16 protein-coding genes and 1 pseudogene are annotated in these 22,942 nt (G+C 33.5%); 11 read left to right on the top strand and 6 right to left on the bottom strand.

The annotated features are described in order from the left end of the window. Positions 1 to 76: 76 nt before the first annotated feature. The 3 genes from gap to APR43_RS22795 all read right to left on the bottom strand — a co-directional run bounded on the left by gap (position 77) and on the right by APR43_RS22795 (position 6,963). Positions 77 to 1,081 (bottom strand): type I glyceraldehyde-3-phosphate dehydrogenase, encoded by a 1,005-nt coding sequence (gene gap, locus APR43_RS22805; RefSeq protein ID WP_053470186.1) that lies wholly within the window; start codon positions 1,079 to 1,081, stop codon positions 77 to 79. Between the two features lie 94 nt (positions 1,082 to 1,175). After that, positions 1,176 to 2,162 carry a 6-phosphofructokinase gene (pfkA, locus tag APR43_RS22800; protein WP_053470187.1) on the bottom strand — a complete coding sequence of 329 codons (987 nt, stop codon included), beginning with the start codon at positions 2,160 to 2,162 and terminating at the stop codon, positions 1,176 to 1,178. Positions 2,163 to 2,472: 310 nt separating this feature from the next. Beyond that, positions 2,473 to 6,963 (bottom strand): translocation/assembly module TamB domain-containing protein, encoded by a 4,491-nt coding sequence (locus APR43_RS22795; RefSeq protein WP_053470188.1) that lies wholly within the window; start codon positions 6,961 to 6,963, stop codon positions 2,473 to 2,475. Between the two features lie 206 nt (positions 6,964 to 7,169). Here APR43_RS22795 and tsaD point away from each other — a divergent pair, with 206 nt between their 5' ends. The 8 genes from tsaD to APR43_RS22755 all read left to right on the top strand — a co-directional run bounded on the left by tsaD (position 7,170) and on the right by APR43_RS22755 (position 14,433). After that, complete coding sequence (gene tsaD, locus APR43_RS22790; protein ID WP_053470189.1) at positions 7,170 to 8,192, top strand: tRNA (adenosine(37)-N6)-threonylcarbamoyltransferase complex transferase subunit TsaD; 1,023 nt, start codon at positions 7,170 to 7,172, stop codon at positions 8,190 to 8,192. 2 nt (positions 8,193 to 8,194) lie between these two features. Next, positions 8,195 to 8,908: a 16S rRNA (uracil(1498)-N(3))-methyltransferase gene (locus APR43_RS22785; protein WP_053470190.1), complete on the top strand. Its 714-nt coding sequence runs from the start codon at positions 8,195 to 8,197 to the stop codon at positions 8,906 to 8,908. Positions 8,909 to 9,050: 142 nt separating this feature from the next. After that, positions 9,051 to 9,689, top strand: coding sequence for a DUF4159 domain-containing protein (locus tag APR43_RS22780; protein ID WP_053470301.1), 639 nt, complete (start codon positions 9,051 to 9,053; stop codon positions 9,687 to 9,689). A 12-nt stretch (positions 9,690 to 9,701) separates the two neighbouring features. After that, positions 9,702 to 10,202 (top strand): TrmH family RNA methyltransferase, encoded by a 501-nt coding sequence (locus APR43_RS22775; RefSeq protein ID WP_053470191.1) that lies wholly within the window; start codon positions 9,702 to 9,704, stop codon positions 10,200 to 10,202. A gap of 305 nt (positions 10,203 to 10,507) precedes the next feature. Further along, positions 10,508 to 11,470: a zinc metalloprotease gene (locus APR43_RS22770; RefSeq protein ID WP_053470192.1), complete on the top strand. Its 963-nt coding sequence runs from the start codon at positions 10,508 to 10,510 to the stop codon at positions 11,468 to 11,470. A gap of 112 nt (positions 11,471 to 11,582) precedes the next feature. Further along, a complete protein-coding gene (locus APR43_RS22765; protein ID WP_053470193.1) occupies positions 11,583 to 12,674 on the top strand; it encodes an AI-2E family transporter in 1,092 nt (363 codons plus the stop codon). Positions 12,675 to 12,676: 2 nt separating this feature from the next. Beyond that, the gene (locus APR43_RS22760; RefSeq protein ID WP_053470194.1) at positions 12,677 to 13,858 is read left to right on the top strand and encodes a THUMP-like domain-containing protein; all 1,182 of its coding nucleotides are present in this window, start codon (positions 12,677 to 12,679) and stop codon (positions 13,856 to 13,858) included. Positions 13,859 to 13,866: 8 nt separating this feature from the next. Next, complete coding sequence (locus tag APR43_RS22755) at positions 13,867 to 14,433, top strand: hypothetical protein (RefSeq protein WP_053470195.1); 567 nt, start codon at positions 13,867 to 13,869, stop codon at positions 14,431 to 14,433. Here APR43_RS22755 and APR43_RS22750 read toward each other — a convergent pair whose 3' ends face one another. Next, positions 14,434 to 15,087, bottom strand: coding sequence for a M15 family metallopeptidase (locus APR43_RS22750; RefSeq protein ID WP_053470196.1), 654 nt, complete (start codon positions 15,085 to 15,087; stop codon positions 14,434 to 14,436). A 76-nt stretch (positions 15,088 to 15,163) separates the two neighbouring features. Between APR43_RS22750 and APR43_RS22745 the strand changes: the two genes are divergently transcribed. Beyond that, positions 15,164 to 16,915, top strand: coding sequence for a CocE/NonD family hydrolase (locus APR43_RS22745; RefSeq protein ID WP_240514981.1), 1,752 nt, complete (start codon positions 15,164 to 15,166; stop codon positions 16,913 to 16,915). Positions 16,916 to 16,924: 9 nt separating this feature from the next. On the opposite strand, the gene APR43_RS22740 is transcribed toward APR43_RS22745, so the two are convergent. Next, entirely contained in the window at positions 16,925 to 18,736 is a 1,812-nt protein-coding gene (locus tag APR43_RS22740) for a polyprenyl synthetase family protein (protein ID WP_240514982.1), read from the bottom strand. Positions 18,737 to 18,823: 87 nt separating this feature from the next. Here APR43_RS22740 and APR43_RS22735 point away from each other — a divergent pair. Beyond that, positions 18,824 to 19,687: pseudogene (locus APR43_RS22735) on the top strand (type VI secretion system contractile sheath protein TssC); the annotation flags it as partial. A 51-nt stretch (positions 19,688 to 19,738) separates the two neighbouring features. Here APR43_RS22735 and APR43_RS22730 read toward each other — a convergent pair. Next, positions 19,739 to 20,842, bottom strand: coding sequence for a fatty acid desaturase family protein (locus APR43_RS22730; RefSeq protein ID WP_053470199.1), 1,104 nt, complete (start codon positions 20,840 to 20,842; stop codon positions 19,739 to 19,741). A gap of 297 nt (positions 20,843 to 21,139) precedes the next feature. Between APR43_RS22730 and APR43_RS22725 the strand changes: the two genes are divergently transcribed. Then, positions 21,140 to 22,915 (top strand): glycoside hydrolase family 9 protein, encoded by a 1,776-nt coding sequence (locus APR43_RS22725; RefSeq protein ID WP_082356345.1) that lies wholly within the window; start codon positions 21,140 to 21,142, stop codon positions 22,913 to 22,915. Positions 22,916 to 22,942 lie beyond the last annotated feature (27 nt).

Genomic DNA, 22,942 nt, shown 5'->3' with positions numbered 1-22,942 from the left:
ACATTAATTAAAGACAGAACAAAATAAGAAAATCCCGTTACTTGGTGATAACGGGATTTTGTAAAAATATATAATATTATTTTAAACCTGCAATATGTACAGATAAATCGATCAATTTGCTTGAGTATCCGTACTCATTATCATACCAAGATACTAATTTGAAGAAAGTTGAATTTAAACCAATTCCTGCAGTAGAATCAATGATTGAAGTTCTTTTGTCAGAAATAAAATCCTGAGATACAACTGCATCTTCAGTAAATCCTAAGATACCTTTTAAATCAGTTTCAGAAGATTTTTTCAAAACTGCCATAATTTCTTCATAAGAAGTTTCTTTAGCAACTTTTACTGTTAAATCTACAACAGAAACGTCAGCAGTAGGTACACGGAAAGACATTCCAGTTAATTTTCCATTTAAAGATGGAATTACTTTTCCAACCGCTTTTGCAGCTCCGGTTGAAGAAGGAATGATGTTAATTGCAGCTGCACGTCCACCTCTCCAGTCTTTTCTAGAAGGTCCGTCAGCAGTCATTTGAGTTGAAGTAGTTGCGTGAACAGTAGTCATTAAACCTTCAACGATTTCAAAATTATCGTGGATAACTTTAGCTAATGGAGCTAAACAGTTTGTTGTACAAGAAGCGTTAGAAACTACTAAATCAGAAGCTTTTGCAGTTTCGTGGTTAACTCCCATTACAAACATTGGAGCATCTGCAGATGGAGCAGAAATGATAACTTTTTTAGCACCACCTTTAATGTGCTCATTTGCAGTTTCGATAGTTGTGAAGATACCAGTACATTCTGCTACTACATCAACATCAACTTCATTCCATTTTAAGTCAGCAGGATTTCTTTCTGCAGTGATACGGATATTTCTTCCGTTTACATACAATTTTCCTTCTTTAACTTCTACAGTTCCGTTGAAACGACCGTGAACTGAATCATATTTTAATAAGTAAGCTAAGTGATCTACATCTAATAAATCGTTGATCGCTACTACTTCTACATTATCTCTATTGAAAGACTCTCTAAAAACGATTCTTCCGATACGTCCAAATCCGTTTATTCCTAATTTTACTTTTGACATTTTACTAAATTTTTGCTTTTGTTTTTATTATACTAATTCAAAGTCTAATTTCCTCACAATAAACTTCTTCTCTTTTAAACTTTATTATATATAATTATGTCGACATGATGTCTGACACTCTCAATAATTCTCTATCAATTTCAGATTTACCTTTAATTGCCTGCTCAAGCGGAGTTAAAATAACTTTATCTTCCTTAAGACCAACCATATAATTTGATTTTCCTTCAATTAAAGATTCTACTGCTTTTACACCAAGACGGCTTGCTAAAACACGGTCAAAACAAGATGGTGAACCACCACGCTGCATGTGCCCTAAAACAGAAACACGTACATCGTATTCAGGTAAATTAGCTTCAACGTAATCTTTTAATTCGAATACATTTTTACCAATTTTATCACCTTCGGCAATAACAACTATACTTGATGATTTTCCTGAAGCTTTACTTTTTTGAAGAGAGTCTAATAATCTGTCAAGACCTAAATCTTCTTCAGGAATAAGGATTTCTTCTGCACCTGCACCAATTCCGGCGTTAAGTGCGATGTGACCTGCATCTCTACCCATAACCTCTACAAAGAATAAACGGTTATGTGAACTTGCAGTATCTCTAATTTTATCAATACAGTCAACAACAGTATTTAAAGCAGTATCGTAACCTAAAGTAAAACTTGTACCATAAATATCATTATCGATTGTACCAGGAATTCCCATTACCGGGAAATTATATTCTGAGTTGAAGATTAAACCTCCGGTAAAACTTCCGTCGCCGCCAATAACTACTAAAGCATCAATTCCGGCTTTTAAAAGGTTTTCGTGCGCTTTTTTTCTTCCTTCCGGTGTTCTAAAGTCAACAGAACGAGCAGATTTTAAGATCGTTCCACCTTTATTTACAATGTTATTAACGCTTCGAGGGCCCATTTCTTTAAAATCGCCTTCTATCATTCCTTGATACCCTCTATAAATTCCTATGCATTCTATATTATGATAAGCACATGTTCGAACAACAGATCGTATTGCAGCATTCATTCCTGGTGAGTCTCCTCCTGAGGTAAGAACACCTACTTTTTTTATTGTTTTTGACATTATTTAAGTATTAAAGTTGTAAATTTAGCAAACATTCAGCACTTTTCGGGTTCTGTTTATAATAAATTAGTAAAATATGTTAAATTCAAACGTTTTCGTTAATAAGTTTTTTGATACCAAAAATTTCATTTAAAATAATAAATACCCCATTTTTTAATTAATTCTTTAAAAATAACAATACCTAAATGAAGTGTTATAAAAATATAAAGAACAGCACATTAGCAAAAAATTACTAAAAACGCTAAAGTTAGTCATAAAAAAACCATTCGTTGCGACGAATGGTTTTTTTATACTCTTTTTTAACAATGTGTTAGAAATCGTTGTCAGGAATCAGACCTTCATTATTATTTTGAGGCTTTGGTTTATTCTCCTCTTCTTTTTCTTTTTCTGATTTCTTTTTATTCTTTTCAGCTTCTTTTTTATTGTTGTTGAAATTAACAAAATCCGGATTTAAATTAGAATCCTGAAAATCATCTGAATTTTTTATGGCTTTTTCGAGTTTATGGCTTTTGAATAGTTTATTGACCAGTTCGCTGAAAGTATCAAAATCGACTTCATACGAAATACCAACTCCCTGTGTATAACCAATTCCTTGTCCTATATAATTAATGTCATTTTCTTTATTAAATAAGCGAAGGTTCATTGATCCGTCTTCGTTTACTCTATACAATATTTCTATATCTCCAACAATAGCAGATTCGTTTACTCCGCCAACGGGAACACCAACTTTTCCGTTTATCGAAATTCGTTCATTAATCTGTGATGAAATATTGGCTACAAACTGTCCGTCGGCTTCCTGCCCTATTCTTCTGTCTGCCGATATAAAATTCAAATCTATATTAATAAGGTCATTGTCTGATTTAATAATGCCTCCTAATAAACTTGCCGCCGTTTCTGCAAACGTTCCTGATAAATCGCTTTGATTAAATCCGTCCTGACTCATAAAGGAACCGGTCGATAATAAATACAAGGCTTGCGTCTGGCGCACGTCTTTATCATCTAACTTATATTGTATCTCCGATTTTAAAACGTTACTTACGGATGGAAACTGAATATCAAAATTAGGCTCTGGGCTCGTTAAATCTCCTCTTAAACCAATTACGACTTCTACCGGAACTTTTTTATTGAAAGAAGAATTGTCTAATAATACCGCAGGATTTGCTGATGTTTTGTAAACTGCTTCTAAATTTAGCTGGGCTTTCATTGGGTTTCCTTCCCAAATAATCGAACCACCTTTTTTTACAGCAAACTTTTTATCAATTAAACCACCGTATTTAAAATTATACGTTCCTTCGTATGCCTGGAAATCTCCCCACATATTAAATTTACCCAGCGTATTGATTTTAAATAATAACGATCCGTATCCTTTTCCTTTCATACCGTGACCGGAATTTCGATCCAGAATTACTTCAACCTCTGCATCTGGCGTAATATCAAAATCAAACTCTAATTCAAGTCCGTTATAATTTCGGGTTTTCTCAACAATACCTTTAGATAAATTGTATTTCTCTTTTGGCGTAACAAAATGAATCCAGTTGCTTTCGCTGGAATTTTGTACGTTACTAATCGGGATTTTAACTTCTGTTCCTTTTTCAGATTTGGCATCAACCTTAATAAATAAACTTTCTGTTGGGCCTTTTATACTAGCCGTTCCGTTTATAAATGCTGTTCCAAAATACGCAGCATCTTCGCTGTCCTTTGTATCAAGCGCCAATAATCGTTTTGAAGTTATGGTTAAATCTAATTTCCAGTCTCCAAAATTATGATGCTCAATTGTTCCGTTCAGCAATCCTTTTGTTCCGAATTTTGTATCGGTTAACTGATTGTTTCTAAACAGGAATTTTTCATCTGTTAAGTCAATAACCGTTCTGTCGCTTAATGCATAATCAACATTTAGGTACGGAATTGTCATTCCGGCTTTCTCCACATACAAACGTCCGTTGATTTCCGGCTTTTTCAAATTCCCCACAACCGCAGCATTTCCTGAAACAGAACCTCGTACATTTGATAATACATCGCCGCCGACAGTTCCTAATGTTGCCAGATTAAATCCTTCAAGTTTTAAATTTAAATCTAAGAATGTCTCTTTATTTTCGACAGCAATAGTTCCGTTTGCTCTAAACGACTCGGCAAAACCATTTACGATCGAAGAATTTATAGTAAACTTTCTAAAACTCTGATCTCCGGAAATATCAAAATTCAAAGTTCCCAGATCGACTTTATTTAAATTAAGATGATCGACTACAATATTTGCCGTGGGCTGAAAAACATCTTTATTCTGCTTATAATTTATATTTCCGTTTAAGTTTCCGTTGAAAACAAATTTGGAATTAAAAGGTGTGATTTTATTAATATCAACATCTTCAAAATTGAGGACAATATCTTTATAATCTTTTCCTTTAATAACTCCGTTTAAATCAATTTTCTGGTTTTCGTGCGACAATACAATATTATCAATCGTGAAGTTTTTAAAATACTGATCAAAAACAATCTGATTGTCTTTTTTTGCATCTTCATTTAAATACCATAAATAGTCTTTAAACTTCATTTCAGATTTCTTGATGCCGACTATATTATTTTTGTTTTTATCAATAGTATGATACAAATCGAGATTGAAATAATCCTGGCCTTTGTCGCCGCCTTTAAACTCAGAACGTACAAACAAAGTATCTTTTGATGTTACATTGATTAAATTAAAATCTCGTATTTTATAATATGGCGTTTTGATACTATCTAACTCAATGAAAGCATTATAAAGCGGGTTTTTATTGTCAATGCTGATTCTGATATTATCAAAAGTATTTTTGGCCGCGCTGATTTGTTTTGATCGGAACCCGAATTTAAATTCCTGTAAATCTGAATCTATTTTTCCACGAACTACTGTACTTGAATCAATTGTCATTTCAGGATACAGCATTTCGACAACCTTATTATATACATGAAAGTTAAAACGCAGAAATTGTCCTTTTTTAACTTTAAACGGTTTATAATTGGTATATAAACTTCCAACAGAATTCATTACCAGTTTATCCAATTGTGCAAATTGAAATTTACCTACAATTTTACCTTCAACAATATCCGATGAATTAATGGTTATGGTACGAAGTCGGTCTGCATCAAAATTGGAGCTTACCGTAACTTCATCAAAAGCATAAGTAGCTTTTGGGTTTTGATATACGGCATCTTTAATATAAATATTTCCCTGAAGATTCTCGATCGAATTTCCGGTTAACTGAACAACAGCATCACCTTTAAAATTAGAAATAGAATCATTGATGAATTTCAGTTTTCGCAAATCAGAGTTTTCGACATTGATATGAAAATCGTAACGGCTTTCTTTTTTACTTAAATCAACCAAACCGTCAAATGTCAGGCTTAGATTTGGATCATTTACAGAGATTTGTCCTTTATAATAAGGAAGCTTGAAATTACCATTTACAACAATATTACTGTACGTATATTTATTGTAATCTAATTTTGCAATGTCTCCTTTTACAATCGTGTTCAGATATTTTTCTGTAAAACCAACACCGTCAACATCAACATCTAAAGTTGTTCTTCCTATATCTTTTCGATCTAATAAAGCGCCGACATTAAAATTATCTAAAACTATATTTCCTGAATAAGAAGCTTTATCAATAAAATCCATATTATTCATATGGAGATTGACTTTACCGTTTCCTAAATCAGTTGCCATTTTAAAATCGGTTTCTAAATCTGTTGTCGAGACTTTTGCTTTTCCAACAATATTAAACTTCCCAATTTTTTTTAATTCTTTCGGCAGCTTTTTACCTAAAACACCCGGAAGTAAAACCACCAGATTATCATAACTTGAAATCAATTTGTCGAACTTTCCGTCCATAGAAAACTTCTGTTCTTTTGTTCCCAGAAGATTTCTAAAATTGATTGTTCCAAAAATTTTCGAACCGTTTGTATCCGTAAGTCTAAGGTGATTTAAATTCAGGTTATTTAAAGTTCCTTTTATTTTAGTCCTAACTTTAAAATGCTGGTTTTTACCTAATCCGTCATAAAAATAACGAATATCGTTTGAAGCAATTGAAGACGAATCTAACGCTACATTAAACTGAACTTTATCTGTAAATTCAAGAAAATCGCCAGGTTTATAATTTAAAATTGCTTTTCCGTAAATTGAAGATCTTTTGGTTTTAATCGCTAAATTGTCGACCTGAATTCTTTTTTTGGTATAACTGAATTTCCCTGTAAAATTAGAAACATACAAACCGCGGTGGTCCTGAAATGAAAACCTGTGAATTATAGTCGTTACATCAGGTCCGTATAATTTAAAATCGCTGATATAAGCGTTTAGTTTTTTAAAATCTAAAAACTGAGGCGTTCTTTTATTTTCATCTACAACAGAAAAGTTTCCTTTTTCTATGTAAGCATTTTTGGCCGTAAAAAGAAAATGTTTGCCTGATTGTTTCTTTTCTTCTTTGGTTTCAAACAATTTAATAAACTTATTAATATTGTTTTCGTCTTCGTTTTTATAGGTTTTGATATTAAAAATCAAACCCGTTAAACGAAGGTCGCCAAAAAGTAAATCGCCGTCGACAAGTCGTTTGATGCTTAAAATATCGGTAGAAATAATATCAGAATAAATCATCGTTTTTTTATGATGATCTAAAATCAGGACTTTTTTAAGTTTTACACCGCCAAAAATATTAATGGCCACTTTATCAACACTAATGTTGGTTTTAAAATCTGTATTTAAAGTTTCGGTAATATAGTCAGCAATTTTTGTCTGTACGACAGGCAGAGAAAGAGTGATAGCAAGTATCAGCAAAAGTAAAATTAAGCCAATCAGGGTTCTGGATACTATTTTCTTAACTCTTTTGATAACTGGTATTATTATAGATTTTGTTTTAATTTAATTTGAACAGACAAAGGGCAGCTGTTTTGATAAAAATTCTTTAATTTTGGGGCTCTGCTTCAAATCAAAGCAATTCAAAATTTGATTTGTCAAATATAATTCAAAATTCGTGCCTTTATATGCAAAATTCAGAGGTTTTTATTCTAGCCATCGAAAGTTCATGCGATGATACTGCTGCCGCAGTTTTACATAACGATAAAGTTCTCTCAAATGTTGTGGCTAATCAATTAATTCACAATCAATATGGAGGTGTGGTTCCTGAATTAGCTTCGAGAGCCCATCAGCAAAATATAGTTCCTGTTATCGACGCAGCACTTCGTAAAGCAAATGTACAAAAAGAACAGTTAACTGCCATTGCCTTTACACAAGGTCCGGGCTTAATGGGATCTTTATTAGTAGGAAGTTCTTTCAGTAAATCATTATCACTAGCATTAAACATTCCGTTAATCGCTGTAAATCATATGCATGCTCATATTTTAGCCCATTTTATTGATGAAGAAGGCTATGATAAACCTGAGTTTCCTTTTTTGGCTTTAACCATAAGCGGCGGACATACACAGATTGTAAAAGTGAACAGCTTTTTTGATATGGAAATTATTGGTGAAACCACTGATGACGCCGTTGGAGAAGCTTTTGACAAGAGCGCAAAAATATTAGGACTTCCCTATCCGGGCGGACCTTTGATTGACAAATATGCAAAAGAAGGAAATCCAAAAGCTTTTACGTTTACAAAACCAAAAGTTCCTGGATTAGATTTTAGTTTTTCGGGATTGAAAACAGCGATTCTATATTTTATACAGAAGAACAAACTGGAGAATCCAAATTTTGTGGATGAAAACCTAAACGATATTTGTGCTTCGATTCAGCATACCATAATCGAAATTTTGATGGACAAACTAAAACTGGCTGTCAAAGAAACCGGAATTAAGCAAATTGCGATTGGCGGAGGAGTTTCTGCAAATTCAGGAATCAGAACTACTTTGAAAGAAAGCGAAGCCAAATACGGCTGGAAAACTTTTATTCCTAAATTCGAATATACTACAGATAATGCCGCAATGATTGGAATTGTGGGCTATCAAAAATATTTATCAAGTCGTTTTGAAACTTCTGCGGTGGTTTCAAAAGCGCGAATTCAATTTTAATTATGCAGTTATTTTACAATCCGGATATTGACGAAACAACCGAAAGTTTTTCTTTTGATAAAGAAGAAAGCAAACACATTATAAAAGTTTTACGAAAGAAAGATTCAGATATTCTGCATGTTACAAACGGTTTCGGTTTACTGTTTGAAACTGAAATCACATTGGCTTCAGATAATAAATGTATTGTTGCCGTTCGTTCGATAACAAAATCTCCAGAACCAAAATTTCGTCTGCATTTAGCCGTTGCGCCAACTAAAATGAACGATCGTTTTGAATGGTTTTTAGAAAAAGCTACAGAAATTGGAATTCAGGAAATTACGCCCATAATCTGCGATCGTTCTGAAAGAAAAGTGATTAATTTAGAGCGTTTTGAAAAGATTATTTTATCGGCAATGAAACAATCCAATGAAATGTTTCTTCCAAAATTAAACGATGCCATTTCGTTTAAAGAATTCGTGAAACAAAAAAACGAAGGTTTACAATTTATTGCACATTGTGAAGAAACAGACAAAAAATCTTTGAAGGAAACTTTAAAGCCAAATGAAGATGTTACTTTATTAATTGGCCCAGAAGGAGATTTCTCTGAAAAAGAAATAGCTTTGGCAATTGAAAATAAATATCAGCCGGTTACTTTAGGAAATACACGTTTGCGTACAGAAACGGCTGCGGTTGTAGCTTGCCATAGTGTTGTGTTTTTTAATGAAGTGCCGAATTAAAGATAATCTTGTCATCCTGAGGAACGAAGGATCACACTAGTTGATCGACACAGATTGGCGACTTTCTGTGCGGAGTTTCTTGTGCGATCCTTCGTTCCTCAGGATGACAAAAAAGCCGAATAACAGGCAATTTAAAATTATTATGAAAAAAATATTTTACTTATTATTACTTTTTTCAATCTCATCCTTTTCTCAGGAAATTGCTTTGCTTAAATACAGCGGCGGCGGCGATTGGTATGCAAACCCAACATCGTTGCCTAATTTAATTCGTTTTTGCAATTCTACTATAAATACCAGAATAAAAGCAAAACCTTCAACAGTTGAACCAAGTAATCCAGATTTGCTTTCGTATCCGTTTGTACACATGACCGGACACGGAAATGTTGTTTTCAGCGATTCTGATATTACCAATCTTAGAAATTATTTATACGGAGGCGGTTTTCTTCATATTGATGATAATTACGGAATGGATCAATATATTCGAAAAGAAATCAAAAAAATATTCCCGAATAATAATTTAGTTGAAATTCCTGCAAATCACGCGATTTTTCAAAAACCATTTCCGTTCCCAAACGGATTGCCTAAAATTCACGAACACGACGGAACCCGTCCACAGGCGTTTGGGATTTTTGTAGAGAATAAATTGGTTTTATTGTATACTTACGAATGTGATTTAGGCGACGGCTGGGAAGATCCAGAAGTGCATAATGATCCTGCAAATGTTCGTGACAAGGCTTTAAAAATGGGCGCTAACATTATCAATTATATTTTTACCAATTAAACTTTTTTAAAAGTGCAGCTTACTCACGAAGAAAATCAATTTGAGCGAAAAACATTTCCTATAACTCTGGTTTGCGATCATATTTATTTTCAGCAAAACATAGGTTCACTCTTTAGAATTTCTGAGGCTTTTGGTGTCGAAAATATTATTTTTCTTGGAAAAGATATTCCGCTTACGCCGAGAAAAATCAACAAAACTTCCCGCAGTACACATCTTCATGTACCGCATCAAATCATCGAAGAAACTTCAGAATTAATTACTTATTTACAGCAAAACAATTTCGAAGTTATTGCGTTAGAAATTACAAGCAATAGCAAACCTCTAAAAGAAGTTGTGATTCCAAACAAAAAAACGGCACTTATAATTGGAAGTGAAATTGATGGTATTTCAGATGAACTTTTAAAAATCTGCGATCAAATTGTGCATATCAATATGTTTGGAAAAAATTCCAGTATGAATGTTGTTCAGGCTGCGAGTATTGCGCTATATGAGATTACTTCTTTCCCTCTTTAACATAAAAATATACTTTTTAAAAAAACGTAGAAATACGTAGGAAAAACGTTAAAACTTAGATAAACGTTTTAGTAAAAGGTTAAATTTCAATGTAATTATAGTTTTTTTACTCTTAAAATATTCATAAATAAGAATTTACATCATAAAAATAATTTTAACTTTTTTGTAGGAACTAGACTATACAAGGGATTGCGAAATTTCTCAAAAATAATTCCATATAAAAATTTGGCTACAAAATGATTTTGTTATAAAATTGCGATCTGGTTAACCAAAACTATTATTTTATAACAAAAAACCCCGTTATTATGAAAAAAGTTATTATTACTGCATTTACAGCACTAGTGCTGTTTTCTTGTCAAAACGATCAAACTGCTGACTCAAGCGGATCTGAAGCTGCTGCTGCAAAAGCAACTCTTCGCTCTTGTGCAACTCAGGATGTTTTAGAAGCTCAGTTAAAAGCTGATCCTACATTAGCGATCAGAATGAACGAAATTGAAGCTTTTACAAACAAAACTTTACTTACAGGGAAACTTGTAAATGGTAAAATTCAAATTCCTGTTGTAGTAAACGTTTTGTACAGAACAACTGCAGAGAATATCTCAAATGCTCAAATTCAATCTCAAATTGATGTTCTAAACAAAGATTTCAACGCACAAAACTCTGATTTTAACAGCGTACCGGCACTTTTTGCAGGTGTTAAGGCTAATGTTGGAATCTCATTTGTTTTAGATCAGGTTATTAGAAAATCTACAACTAAAACTTCTTGGGGAACTAATGATGCCATGAAAAAAACGGCTCAGGGTGGTTTAGCACCAACTTCTCCTACTACAAAGCTTAATTTATGGGCTTGTACTATTGGCGGCGGAATTTTAGGTTATGCACAATTTCCTGGAGGAGCTTCTTCTACAGATGGAGTTGTAATTGATTCTAAATATTTCGGATTGTCTGGTTCTGCAAATGCTCCTTACAACTTAGGAAGAACTGGTACTCACGAAGTTGGACACTGGATGAACTTACGTCACATTTGGGGAGATGCAACTTGCGGAAGCGATTTAGTTTCAGATACACCAACTCACAACACTGCAAACTATGGTATTCCTGCTTATCCACACTACAGTACTTGTTCTGGTACTCCGGTAGAAATGACAATGAACTACATGGATTACACTGATGATGCTGGAATGTATATGTTCTCTAACGGACAGAAAAACAGAATTGCTGCTATCTTCGTAAGCGGAGGTGCAAGATATTCTTTTGGACAGCCATAATTTTAGACAGTCTTAAAATACCTTATAAAGCGAGATGGAAACATCTCGCTTTTTTATTTTAAAGCGGGAATATTAAAAGGTTTTTCCTATTTTTATAGTCTAAAATTTAAATATGATAACATCAAAAACTATTTCTAACGGAATCTTGAGAGCATTAGCTACCATATTAATAATTGGTATTGTTTTATACTTTCTGTACGAAATACAAACTGTAATTGTTTACTTGTGTATTTCTTTGATATTGTGCCTAATATCAAATCCGCTGGTTTTGTTTTTAAAGAATAAATTAAAATTCAAAGATTCACTTGCCGCGACGACCGCCATCGTAATTTTTATTTTATTAATGGTTGGCTTTATCTTTTTGTTTGTTCCGTTAATTATTTCTCAGGCCAATAATTTATCGCTTTTAGATACGAATCAATTGCAGACACAATTTATGGAAACAGAGCAAAGTATTGAAACCTACTTTAATATTCAGCATTTTGATTTAAATAAAGTATTGAGGGATTCAAAAGTTACTTCGATGTTGAATTTTAGTTATTTTACCGGTTTCATTAATTCAATTTTGAATTTTATGGCTGATATGGGAATGGGATTAGTTTCGGTATTCTTCATTACTTTTTTCTTTATTAAAGATCAGGATCAGTTTAAATCTACAGCACGAAAATTACTTCCAGATTCAAACGAAGACAAAATAATAAATTCTATCACTAAGATAAACCATATGTTAACCCGGTATTTTATTGGACTTTTGCTTCAATTAACGGTTGTATTTATTCTTTATCTCATTGTTTTGGTGATTTTTGGAAACAAAAACGCTTTTGTAATTGCGTTTTTATGTGCCGTTTTAAATATCATTCCATACATCGGACCGATTATTGGAACTATTTTAGCAGCGCTTTTAACCATGATCAGCTTAATTGGTCAGGATTTTAGATCGGAAATTTTACCAACTACTATTTATGTTGTAATTGGATTTTTAGTAGTTCAGGCAATCGATAATAATATCAGCCAGCCTATAATTTCATCAAAAAGTGTAAATTCGCACCCGCTGGAAATATTCCTGATTACTTTAATTAGCGGCATCACCTTTGGAATCGTGGGAATGATTATCGCAGTTCCGCTTTTTACCATGATAAAAGTAATTTTAAAAGAATTTTTTCCGGATAACAAAATTATATCTGTTTTAACCGAAAGAATTTAGCTTTGAACACTTCTATTTTAAGTAAAAATATTCAAGATTTTATAACGCTGAATAGCAGTGAATCCATTACAAAATTAGCGCTTCAAAAAAATCCTTTTCCTGAAGTGGAATGGATTTTAATTTTAAACCAAATTGAAGCCAAGTCAAAAGCAAAAGACAAATTACCAACCTGGTTTTCGACGGAAAATATTATTTATCCGAGTAAAATTTCTGTTGAGCAGACTTCTTCTGAAAAAACGGCGGCTTATAAAGCTTCCTTAATTTCGGGAGAAAGCTTAATTGATCTTACCGGAGGTTTTGGTGTTGATGATTATTATTTTTCCAAACAATTTAAAACTATTACACATTGCGAAATAAACGAAGATTTATCTGCAATTGTAAAACATAACTTCAAGCAATTAGGTGTTGAAAATTGTAGTTTTTATGCTGAGGATTCTGCTAATGTTTTAAATAATTCAAACCAAAAATTCGACTGGATTTATATTGATCCTTCAAGAAGAAATGATGCAAAAGGCAAAGTTTTTATGCTGAAGGATTGTCTGCCAAATGTTCCCGAATCCTTAGATTTTTATTTTGAAAAGGCTGATTCTATTTTAATTAAAACCGCGCCTTTATTAGATATTTCGGCAGGTTTATCGGAACTGAAATTTGTAAAAAACATTCATATTATCGCTCTCGAAAATGAAGTTAAGGAATTGCTCTTTGAAATTCATAAAAACTATTTAGGCAATATAACTTTAAAAACAGCCAATATTTTAAAAGATAAAGTTGAAACATTTGAATTTGTTTTAGGCGATGATATTCCATTTCCAACTTATCATCTTCCTCAAAAATATCTTTACGAAGCTAATTCGGCAATTATGAAATCAGGCGGATTTGATGAAGTAAGTACGATATTCCAAATCAATAAACTGCATAAACATTCCCATTTATATACTTCTGAGGATTTAATTGATTTTCCGGGACGCCGTTTTGAGATTGAGAAAGTAATTTCATACAGCAAAAATGAGATGAAAACCGAGCTCTTAAATCAGCAGGCAAACGTTACAACCCGCAACTTTCCTGAAACTGTAGAAAACATTCGGAAGAAATGGAAAATAAAAAATGGAGGAAATATTTATTGTTTTTTTACAACAGATAAAAATGAAAGCAAAATAGTTTTAATTTGCAGAAAAATAATCTAAATCTAAAAATGAAACAACTAATTACTCTAACTCTTTTTTTATTAACCTTTACCGCATTTGCCCAAAAACCTTGTGAATATAGTGCCAATGTAACGGACTCGATTGGAACTTATAAAGTAACTAATGAATATTTGATTAGTGAGAAAAACTTTGGCGGTACTTTTAGTTATGTTTTCTTTTCGCTTGCGCAGACTGACGGATTACCAACTTTAAATTTACAGCTTATTCAAAAAAGCAAAGACTTTATAAAAGCGAATTGTTTTGATAAAAATTCTAAAGTTTATTTACAATTAGAAAACGGAAAAATTGTTACGCTCCTTCATATTAATCAGGAAAACTGCGGAACTTTAATTCGCGACGACAAAGGTTTTGATAACCGTGTAAACACAGGGATTTTTATGTTTATGAAAGATAATTATGAAGACCTAAAAACTTCGCCTGTTTTGATTATGCGAATTAAGTATCTTACGGATACAGAAGATTATATTGTAAAAAGAGAATTAGTTTCTGAAATGAACAACAAAACGTATCAGCCCAATACGTATTTCATGCAGAATATCAGATGCGTTGAGTAATTATTCGCAATTCCATTTTTGATTCGCAACCGGGTCTTTTAATCCTGTTTTTAAATTATAATGCCACCATTCTGAATCAAACGAATTGAAACCGTTCTGGATCATTATTTTTTTAAGAAATTTTCGATTTGCTAAAACTTTTTTAGAAAATTTAGTGTAGTTGTGACCGGCTTCGGGACCAAAAAAGTCAAAAGCGGTTCCCATTTCAATTTCTTTTCCGTTTGCATCGACTAACGAAATATCTACGGCTCCTCCTCTATTGTGGATGGAGCCTTTTTTTGGATCTGCCACATACTCCGGATTTGAGACAATCGCCCACATTTTCTGCTGAATCGATAAAGGTCTGTAACAATCGTACAGCTTTATTTTATATCCTTTTTTGATGAAATCTTTATTGGCAGCGACTAAAGCCTTTACGGTTTTTAATCGCAGGAAACATTCTGCACAATCATATACTTTTGCCTTCAGGAAATTATCCTCTGTGGCATATTTCATGTCATAAATAAAGTCTTTGCTGTAATCTTTTAGGTTTACAAAACTTGTATCTTCAATGGTATGCTGCACTGGTTCTGCATACGATTCATTTTGTGCTTTCGCAGAAATTCCACAGCAAAAACATATTAAAAAAAATGAAGATTTGATAAAATGTAACATGAAGTTATAATTTGAGTCATTATTAAAGTAAATATATAAATTTATAATTAAATTCGTTTAACTAAAAAACTTACAAATGATGAATAATAAAGCATTGTTTTTATTTCTGAGTTTATTTTTAACAATCTGCGGGCTTTCTGCCCAACAGACAAAAGCTACAAAATTAGCAGGTAACGAAAGTGATTACGATATTCAGGACAGTGTTTCGATTACAACACGAGACGGTGCCATATTATCTGCAATGGTTGCCCGAAAAAAGAATGATACCGATCCAAAACCTGTAATTCTTCAATACACGATTTATGTTCGTGATAAAGGCAGAGATCTTAAAACCATAAAAGAATCTGTGGATAACGGTTATACAGGTGTAATTGTTTATTCTCGTGGAAAGCGTTTCAGCCCTAACGAAATTGATCCGTATGAAAATGAAGCTAACGATGCTTATGACGCAATTGACTGGATCAGCAAACAAAAATGGTGTAACGGAAGCGTTGGAATGTATGGCGGAAGTTATAACGGTTTTACGCAATGGGCGGCTTGTAAAAAGATGCATCCGGCGCTTAAAACAATTGTTCCTTATGTTGCCAACAGACCCGGAATGGGATTGCCAATGGAAAATAATGTTTTTGTTAACCCCAATTACGAATGGGCTTTTTATGTTGGGAACAATAAATATCTTGATACGGTTACCAATAATAACAGGCCTCGTTTTAGAGGATTAAAATTTAGATGGTGGGAAGCCGGAACAGCATATAAAACATTAGACAGTATTGACGGCGAGCCTAACAGATGGTTTCAAAAATGGATAAAACATCCATCATTTGATGATTACTGGCAGAAAATGGCACCTTATAAAAATGATTTTTCGCAGATTAATATTCCTGTTTTAGCTTTTGATGGTTATTATAATGATTCTCAAAACTCTAGTTTATATTATTTGAAAGAGCTTCAAAAGTACAGTCCGAAAACGCCTTTTTATCTTGTAATTGGCCCTTACGGACATTTTGGAACTCAGATTGGCGGCGAAGCAATTTTAAATGATTACAAAGTCGACTCTAATGCTTTAATAGATATTAAAAAAATTACCTATCAATGGTTTGATTTTATTTTGAAGAATGGCACTAAACCTGAAATTCTAAAAGATAAAATCAATTATGAAGTTATGGGCGCGAATGAATGGAAAAGTGCTCCGTCATTCGAAAAAATGCACAATAATTTCCTGACTTTTTATTTAACAGCAAATAAATCAGGAGATTTCCATTTAGCCGATTCTCAAAAACCTAAGAAAAAAGAATTTCTATCGCAGGAAGTTGATTTTGCAGACCGTCAAACGAGTAATAACAATTATTATCCAAGTCCAATTATTCAAAAAGAAGTCAGCAAATATGACGGCTATTTTTTTATAAGTGAACCGTTAAAAGAAGCTTTAATTGTAAACGGATCATTTTTGGGAGAAATCAAATGCAGCATCAATAAAAAAGATATGGATCTGGGCGTAACACTTTATGAAGTTACGCCAAATGGTGAATTTTTTCATTTATCCTATTACATTGGCCGCGCGAGTTATGCAAAAGATATTGAAAAAAGACAGCTTTTAGAACCTGATAAAATGCAAACGATTTCCTTCACCAATACTCATTTTGTGAGTAAACAACTAAGTAAAGGAAGCCGTTTATTGATTTCTGTTAACGTAAATAAAAATCCGTTTTCCCAGTTAAATTACGGAACCGGAAAAGAAGTAAGCGATGAAACGATTCTGGATGCAAAAGTGCCTTTGCAGATAAAATGGTATAATGATAGTTTTGTGAAAATTCCGGTTTTGAAATAACTTTAAAAATCATTCCTTTTTTAAGGCATACCAGCCAAAGGCACGTAATCTTACTTTAAAAAAGGAATCCGGCAGGATTTGATCAAGCTTTTTCCATGCAGTTTCTACAAGTTCATCTGCTTCTTGCCTGCACGCTTCAATGGCTCCGCAATCTTGCAATAAATGAATTACAGATGCAATTACCGCCCTGTCCGTTGGCAGTGTCTGAATGGTTTCCCATACATATTCGCGTTGATTTAAAGGCATTAATCCCATTGCTTTTGATACTGGCATGGTTATTTTTCCAGCTGTAATATCTTCTCCTTTATCTTTCAGATTATTTTCATATCCTTCCAGATTCAGTACATCATCCATTATTTGGTAAGCAACACCAATTGCTTCTAAAAAACTGCTGAGTGCTTCTATTTCTTCTGGTTTTCCACCTCCTATTAATCCTCCCAGTTTGGCTAATGTACAGGCGGGCGTTGCCGTTTTTAATCTGTGTATAGTATAAATTCTATTCTCAAGTGTTGAACTATTCCCTTTGTTTACAGTCTCTGGCATAAGATCATGAAGCCCGCTGATATCCATTGCCTGTCCTGCATGTGCCGCACGCATCATTTCAAAATACAATTCATAAACTTTTATCCTAATATTGTCAGGAAGTTTAGGTTCATGCATAAATAATTCTGAAATAAAATAACTTGCATTACCTGCATTAATTGCCAGTGCCTCTCCATAAAGATGATGCAAAGCAGTGCCTCCTCTGCGTGTGTCTGATCTGTCTTGTACATCATCTACAATTAGTGATCCTGTATGTATCAATTCCGGCATTGCCAGCCAGTCCATAAACGGATTAGAATTTCCGCCTACACTATCGATACAGGCTAAAAACACATACGACCGCCAGGCTTTTTTACTACGGTCTACAATTTCCCTGATAGGTTTTATAACTGATGAAACATATTGCTCTTTATCGGCAGTACTCAAAAAAGAAACACCAAGAGGACTATTAATTAACTTGTGAAACTGTTCATCACTAGGATCTAAGGGCATTAAAGATTCTACCGATTTCTGAGTAGTATCGCCTACTGCTTTTAAAAAACTTTCGATGTTTGTTTTGGTACTAAATCCGTTTCTTTCGATATAACCCTGACCTGAAACTTCTGTATCCATAAATTTTCCTTCGGCACTTATACTTCCTTCCCAAAATGCGGGCGCAGAAAGAATAGTAATAAATTCCTGTTCGGGAAAATCTGCAGTTATAGAAAGAAAAATATTAAGCTGTGGTATTTCTATTTTCCAGGAAACAGGATAGGATATAAAAGTTCGGGCACTTGTCCAATACTTTTCAGGTATAAATGAATACTGTTCTGCGTTTGTTCTTTTGCCATCAGTATCTATTATAATTATATTGCCTCCGGCGTGTTCTCCATTTTTTGTGTTGTCAAAAAGATCATAACCAGATAACTGATACCCATTATCTAACTGAAGTGCAATCCAGTTCCAGTCCATTTCATGCTTAAATTCAAATGTTGAAGTTTCATCCGCCGGTCTGCTAAATTCATGGTCGTACCAGCCGCTTCCTTCTACTTCATAAATCGTATTACCAATTTGAATTTCTCCAGTTACTTCGCACTTTGGAATAAAATAATAGAACATTTCTTCTTTCCTTATTCCGCTTATAACTCCATCATCTCCATGTCGAACCGGTTTTGTTAAGGGAATAAATGAAAGTTTACACACAATTTCATTTAAAGGATTTTCAAGCTTTAAATGATAATTGCCTTGTTCGTCTTTTTTAAAGGAGTTTTCGTCATATTCAAGAGAAAGATTATTTATATCAATATTTGCAGGCTGCTTAAGAAGTCTGTCCGGCAGCGGCGTATTTCCTTTTTCATATACTTCTTTTAGTGCACGTCGAATCCCGAATTAAAACAGAATTTTGACCGATTAGATTTAAGAAAAAACTATTCGATTCTTTCTGTGCCAGGTTATTTAGGATCTAATGCTGTTTTAGATAAATGGTCTAAAATAGCACACGATAACAAAGCAGTTTTATTGACAGATTTTCAAGATCTTGAAACTCCGGATGATGTTATAGATATTTTCTTTAATGCCAACCATACAGGCGGTGATGTATATAAATCAAATACAATCATGACTTGTAATTATTTATTGGGAAGAAGTAAATATGATGAAGTTGGAGAAGAAGATAATTTATATGTTCCGCCATCAACTTCGTTAGCAGGAAAAATATATAGAACTCTAATGTCTCAGGTTGTTGCAGGTAAAAAGTTTGGAGGTCTGAATGAAGTTGAAAATGTTCGTTTTGATTTGAAAAAAAGTGAAATTTCGGAACTTGAAAAAATGGGCCTTGTGCCAATGGTAAATGAATACAGTAAAATTATGGCTTTCTCTGCTAAAACATTATTTAACGGAGACAATTTAGGTTTACAAACGTATTCTGTAGTTAGAGTATTTGACCATATTACAAAAGTACTTTTTGATTTCTTAAACAGAAGAGCTTTTGAAAACTGGACTACAAGAACAGAAGCTGATTTAAGAAGTCAGATTATTAAGTTCTTAGACGGAATTAAAGGGCCGTCAAATCTTATTGAAAAATTTACTGTGATGAAAATTGAACAGGACAAAACTCAAAAAGACAGAATCTTATTAGACATTCATATTACGCCTTACTTCCCGGCTAAAAGTTTTGTGATTCAGTTAGACGGACATAAAGGAGATGGTCCGGAAGAAGCTGTATGGCATAGTGATTACAAACAAGTATAATAATACTTTCATTTATTTAACCCCAAAAAATCATTTTTGGGGTTATTTTTTTTAAATCTCTCCCGTCATTAAAATATTTTCCTTAACGCCTTTATTTTTCAGCATCCTGAAGTGCGAGCGCACGGCATGATAAAAAGGATATGAAGTATATGGAAGATCATATTCCTGGGCATATTTTATTATTATTGGCGTAATGTAGGGATAATAAGTGTGACCAACACCCGGAAAAAGATGATGTGCTACATGATGCGTAAAACCTCCGTATAAAAAATTAGCCAGTTTGCTGTTAGTGCTAAAATCTTTGGTTACAATCATTTGATGTAAAGCCCAGGTAGCAGATAAATTTCCATCTTCATCTGTTCCGGGGAAATTGGCATCTTCATCGACATGTGTAGAAACTAATGCGACAACTCCCAAAACGCTTCCGAATAAATGCATCGAAAACCAACCAGCCAAAACTAAATACCAAGGCTGATTGAGCAAAATCATCGGAATAAAAAGAATATAAAACAAGTTTAAAATTTTTGCCGCAAATAATATAAAGATCTGCTTTCGCGGAATGTTGTCTACAATCTTTTTGACGTAATTGTTTTTCTTTCCAAAAAAATCTTTAAAATCCCGAATATAAATCCAGTTTAAACTGTAAAGCGGATAAATAAACCACATATAAATGTGCTGGTATTTATGATATTTAAGCACCGGACTATTTGGAAAAATTCTGATAATATCACTTTGTTTGATATCAATATCCCAATCGGGAACGTTTGGGTAAGCATGATGCAGATTGATGTGGCGGCGCATCCAGAGCCAGTGATTGCTGCCGAAAAGTTCTAAAACATACAAGAACCATTCGTTGTGTTTTGCTCTTTTAAATAAAGCTCCGTGTGCAGCATCATGAAAGGCATTTATAAAAAGCACAATCATGGTAAAACCACACAAAATGTAAAAAAGGAAAAGTAAAGGTGTGCTGTTTCCAAAAAACAAAATACCGTCATAAAATAAAAAAAACAAAACCAAAAGACCTAAGGACTTTACAACATTTAAAAGGTACAATGATGAATTTTGCAATACCGTTTCGGTGACTTCGTTGCGCATTTTTCTAAAAAAATCATCAGTACCAGCTCTAAGATAAACCGGGCGTTTTAATTTTTCCATAATCACTATTGCTAGAAATTGTCATATCAAATTTAATAAAAAAAAGTTAAAACACACGAATTCAAAACATTACAAACAAAATAAATTATTAAAACTTCTCAAGAGAAATTGTTTCTTACTTTTTTGTTTTGCAATAAAAAGCACATCAAATACACATCACTTTTATCTTGATTTTACTTACAATCGTAGTAAAAATAAGTTCCTCAAATTATTCCTGATTTTTTAATGAAATTTAGGCGAATAGAAAAGTAGTATAAACTTTCACTTTTTTGTATTTTGCTTTATAAAAAATAAACTATGCTAAAACTCCGTCAACAACTAAGATATCTCATAATAGTGCTGTTTCTTTCTGTAATGGCATATAGTAATACCAGAATTTATGTAAATCAGGTTGGTTTTGATCCGAAAAGCCCCAAAATAGCCATTATAGCATATCCCAGTAATCTTAGTGAAAATGCATCTTTTGATGTTGTTGATACTAAAACTCATAAAACCGTATTTACGGCATTAATTGGGAAACCGCAAAATGTGGACGACTGGAAGCTTGGTGAAAAATTTTATAAAGCTGATTTCTCTTCTTTTCAAAAACCCGGAACTTATAAAATCACTTTTAAAATTGCAGATCAAATTTATACTTCGGCTAGTTTTTCGATTGAAGAAAATATACTGGCAAAACGAGTTATTTCTTCGATAGTTCATTATTATAACAAACAAAGAGCCAACACGCCCGAAGAACTCGAAGCCGACAAAAACATGCTTTTATACGGCAGTACAAAAACAGCAGATGTTCGCGGCGGATGGTGTGATGCATCTGGCGATGTGAGTAAATATTTTTCGCATTTGGCTTATGCTAATTTTGTTTCTCCACAGCAGACACCTTTGGTAACCTGGTCACTTATTAATACATCTGAAACCATTCCGAAACAGTTGGCGCAATGGAAAATAAAAGATTCGCTAGATAATGAAGCCATTTGGGGAGCAGATTATATGATGCGCTGTTTATCAAAAGAGGATTATTTTTACATGATCGTTTTCAGCTATTTTGATAAAAATCCTGCTGCGAGAAGAATTGTTGGGCTTAAAGCCAATAGTGTAACAACAGACGAATATCAAAGTGCTTTTCGCGAAGGCGCAGGAATGGCAATTGCCGCACTTGCCCGAATTTCGCAATGGAAGAAAAACGGTGATTTTACCTCTCAGCAATATTTAGACGGAGCTAAACGTGCTTATGCACATCTTTTAGTAAATAATACTAAATATGATGATGACGGAAAAGAAAATATTATTGATGATTATTGCGCTTTAATGGCTACAACAGAATTATGGATTGCGACCAATGATAATTTCTATAAAGATGAAGCCAGAAAATGGGCGCGCAATCTTGAAAACCGAATGACAGATCAAGGCTGGTTTAGAAGTAATGACGGAAATCGTCCGTTTTGGCATGCTGCAGATGCAGGTTTACCAATAGTTTCTTTGACAAGATATTTGAAAAAAGAAACCGACAGCAACGAAATAAAGAATGCCAAAAATGTGATCAAAAAGGCTTTAGAATATAATTTAGCCGTTACCAATAATGTAGAAAATCCGTTTGGTTATGCACGCCAAAGTTTCTTGTTTAACGGCAAAGTACAAGATGGCTTTTTTATTCCGCATGATAATGAAACCGGCTGGTGGTGGCAGGGAGAAAACGCCAGATTAGCATCGCTGGCTACAGCTGCAATTGAAGGCGGAAAAGTAGTTACTGTGAAAAATAATGGCGCTGAGAAAAAACCGCTTGATTTATATGCTTCACAGCAATTATCGTGGATTTTAGGCTGCAATCCGTATTCGGTATGTTTTTTATATGAATTTGGAGAAACCAATGTGCCGTATATGCATTCAAATTATGGTCATGGTTCTGAGAAAGGCGGCATTTCTAACGGAATTACGGGCAAAGAAGGAAATCCAGACGGTTCCGGAATCGATTTTAAAATGGATGTTGACGGCAATGATGAATGGCGCTGGACAGAACAATGGATTCCGCATTCAGCTTGGTTTTTACAAGCCATTACTGCTTTGGCAGACAAATAAAATTCAGATAAAAAAACTTGAATTATT

This window comes from Flavobacterium sp. NLM (assembly GCF_002210235.1).
GTDB classification, from domain to species: Bacteria; Bacteroidota; Bacteroidia; order Flavobacteriales; family Flavobacteriaceae; genus Flavobacterium; species Flavobacterium panici.
Note: the sequence above shows the minus strand (reverse complement) of the source record. Positions and strands in the feature narration are given on the sequence as shown.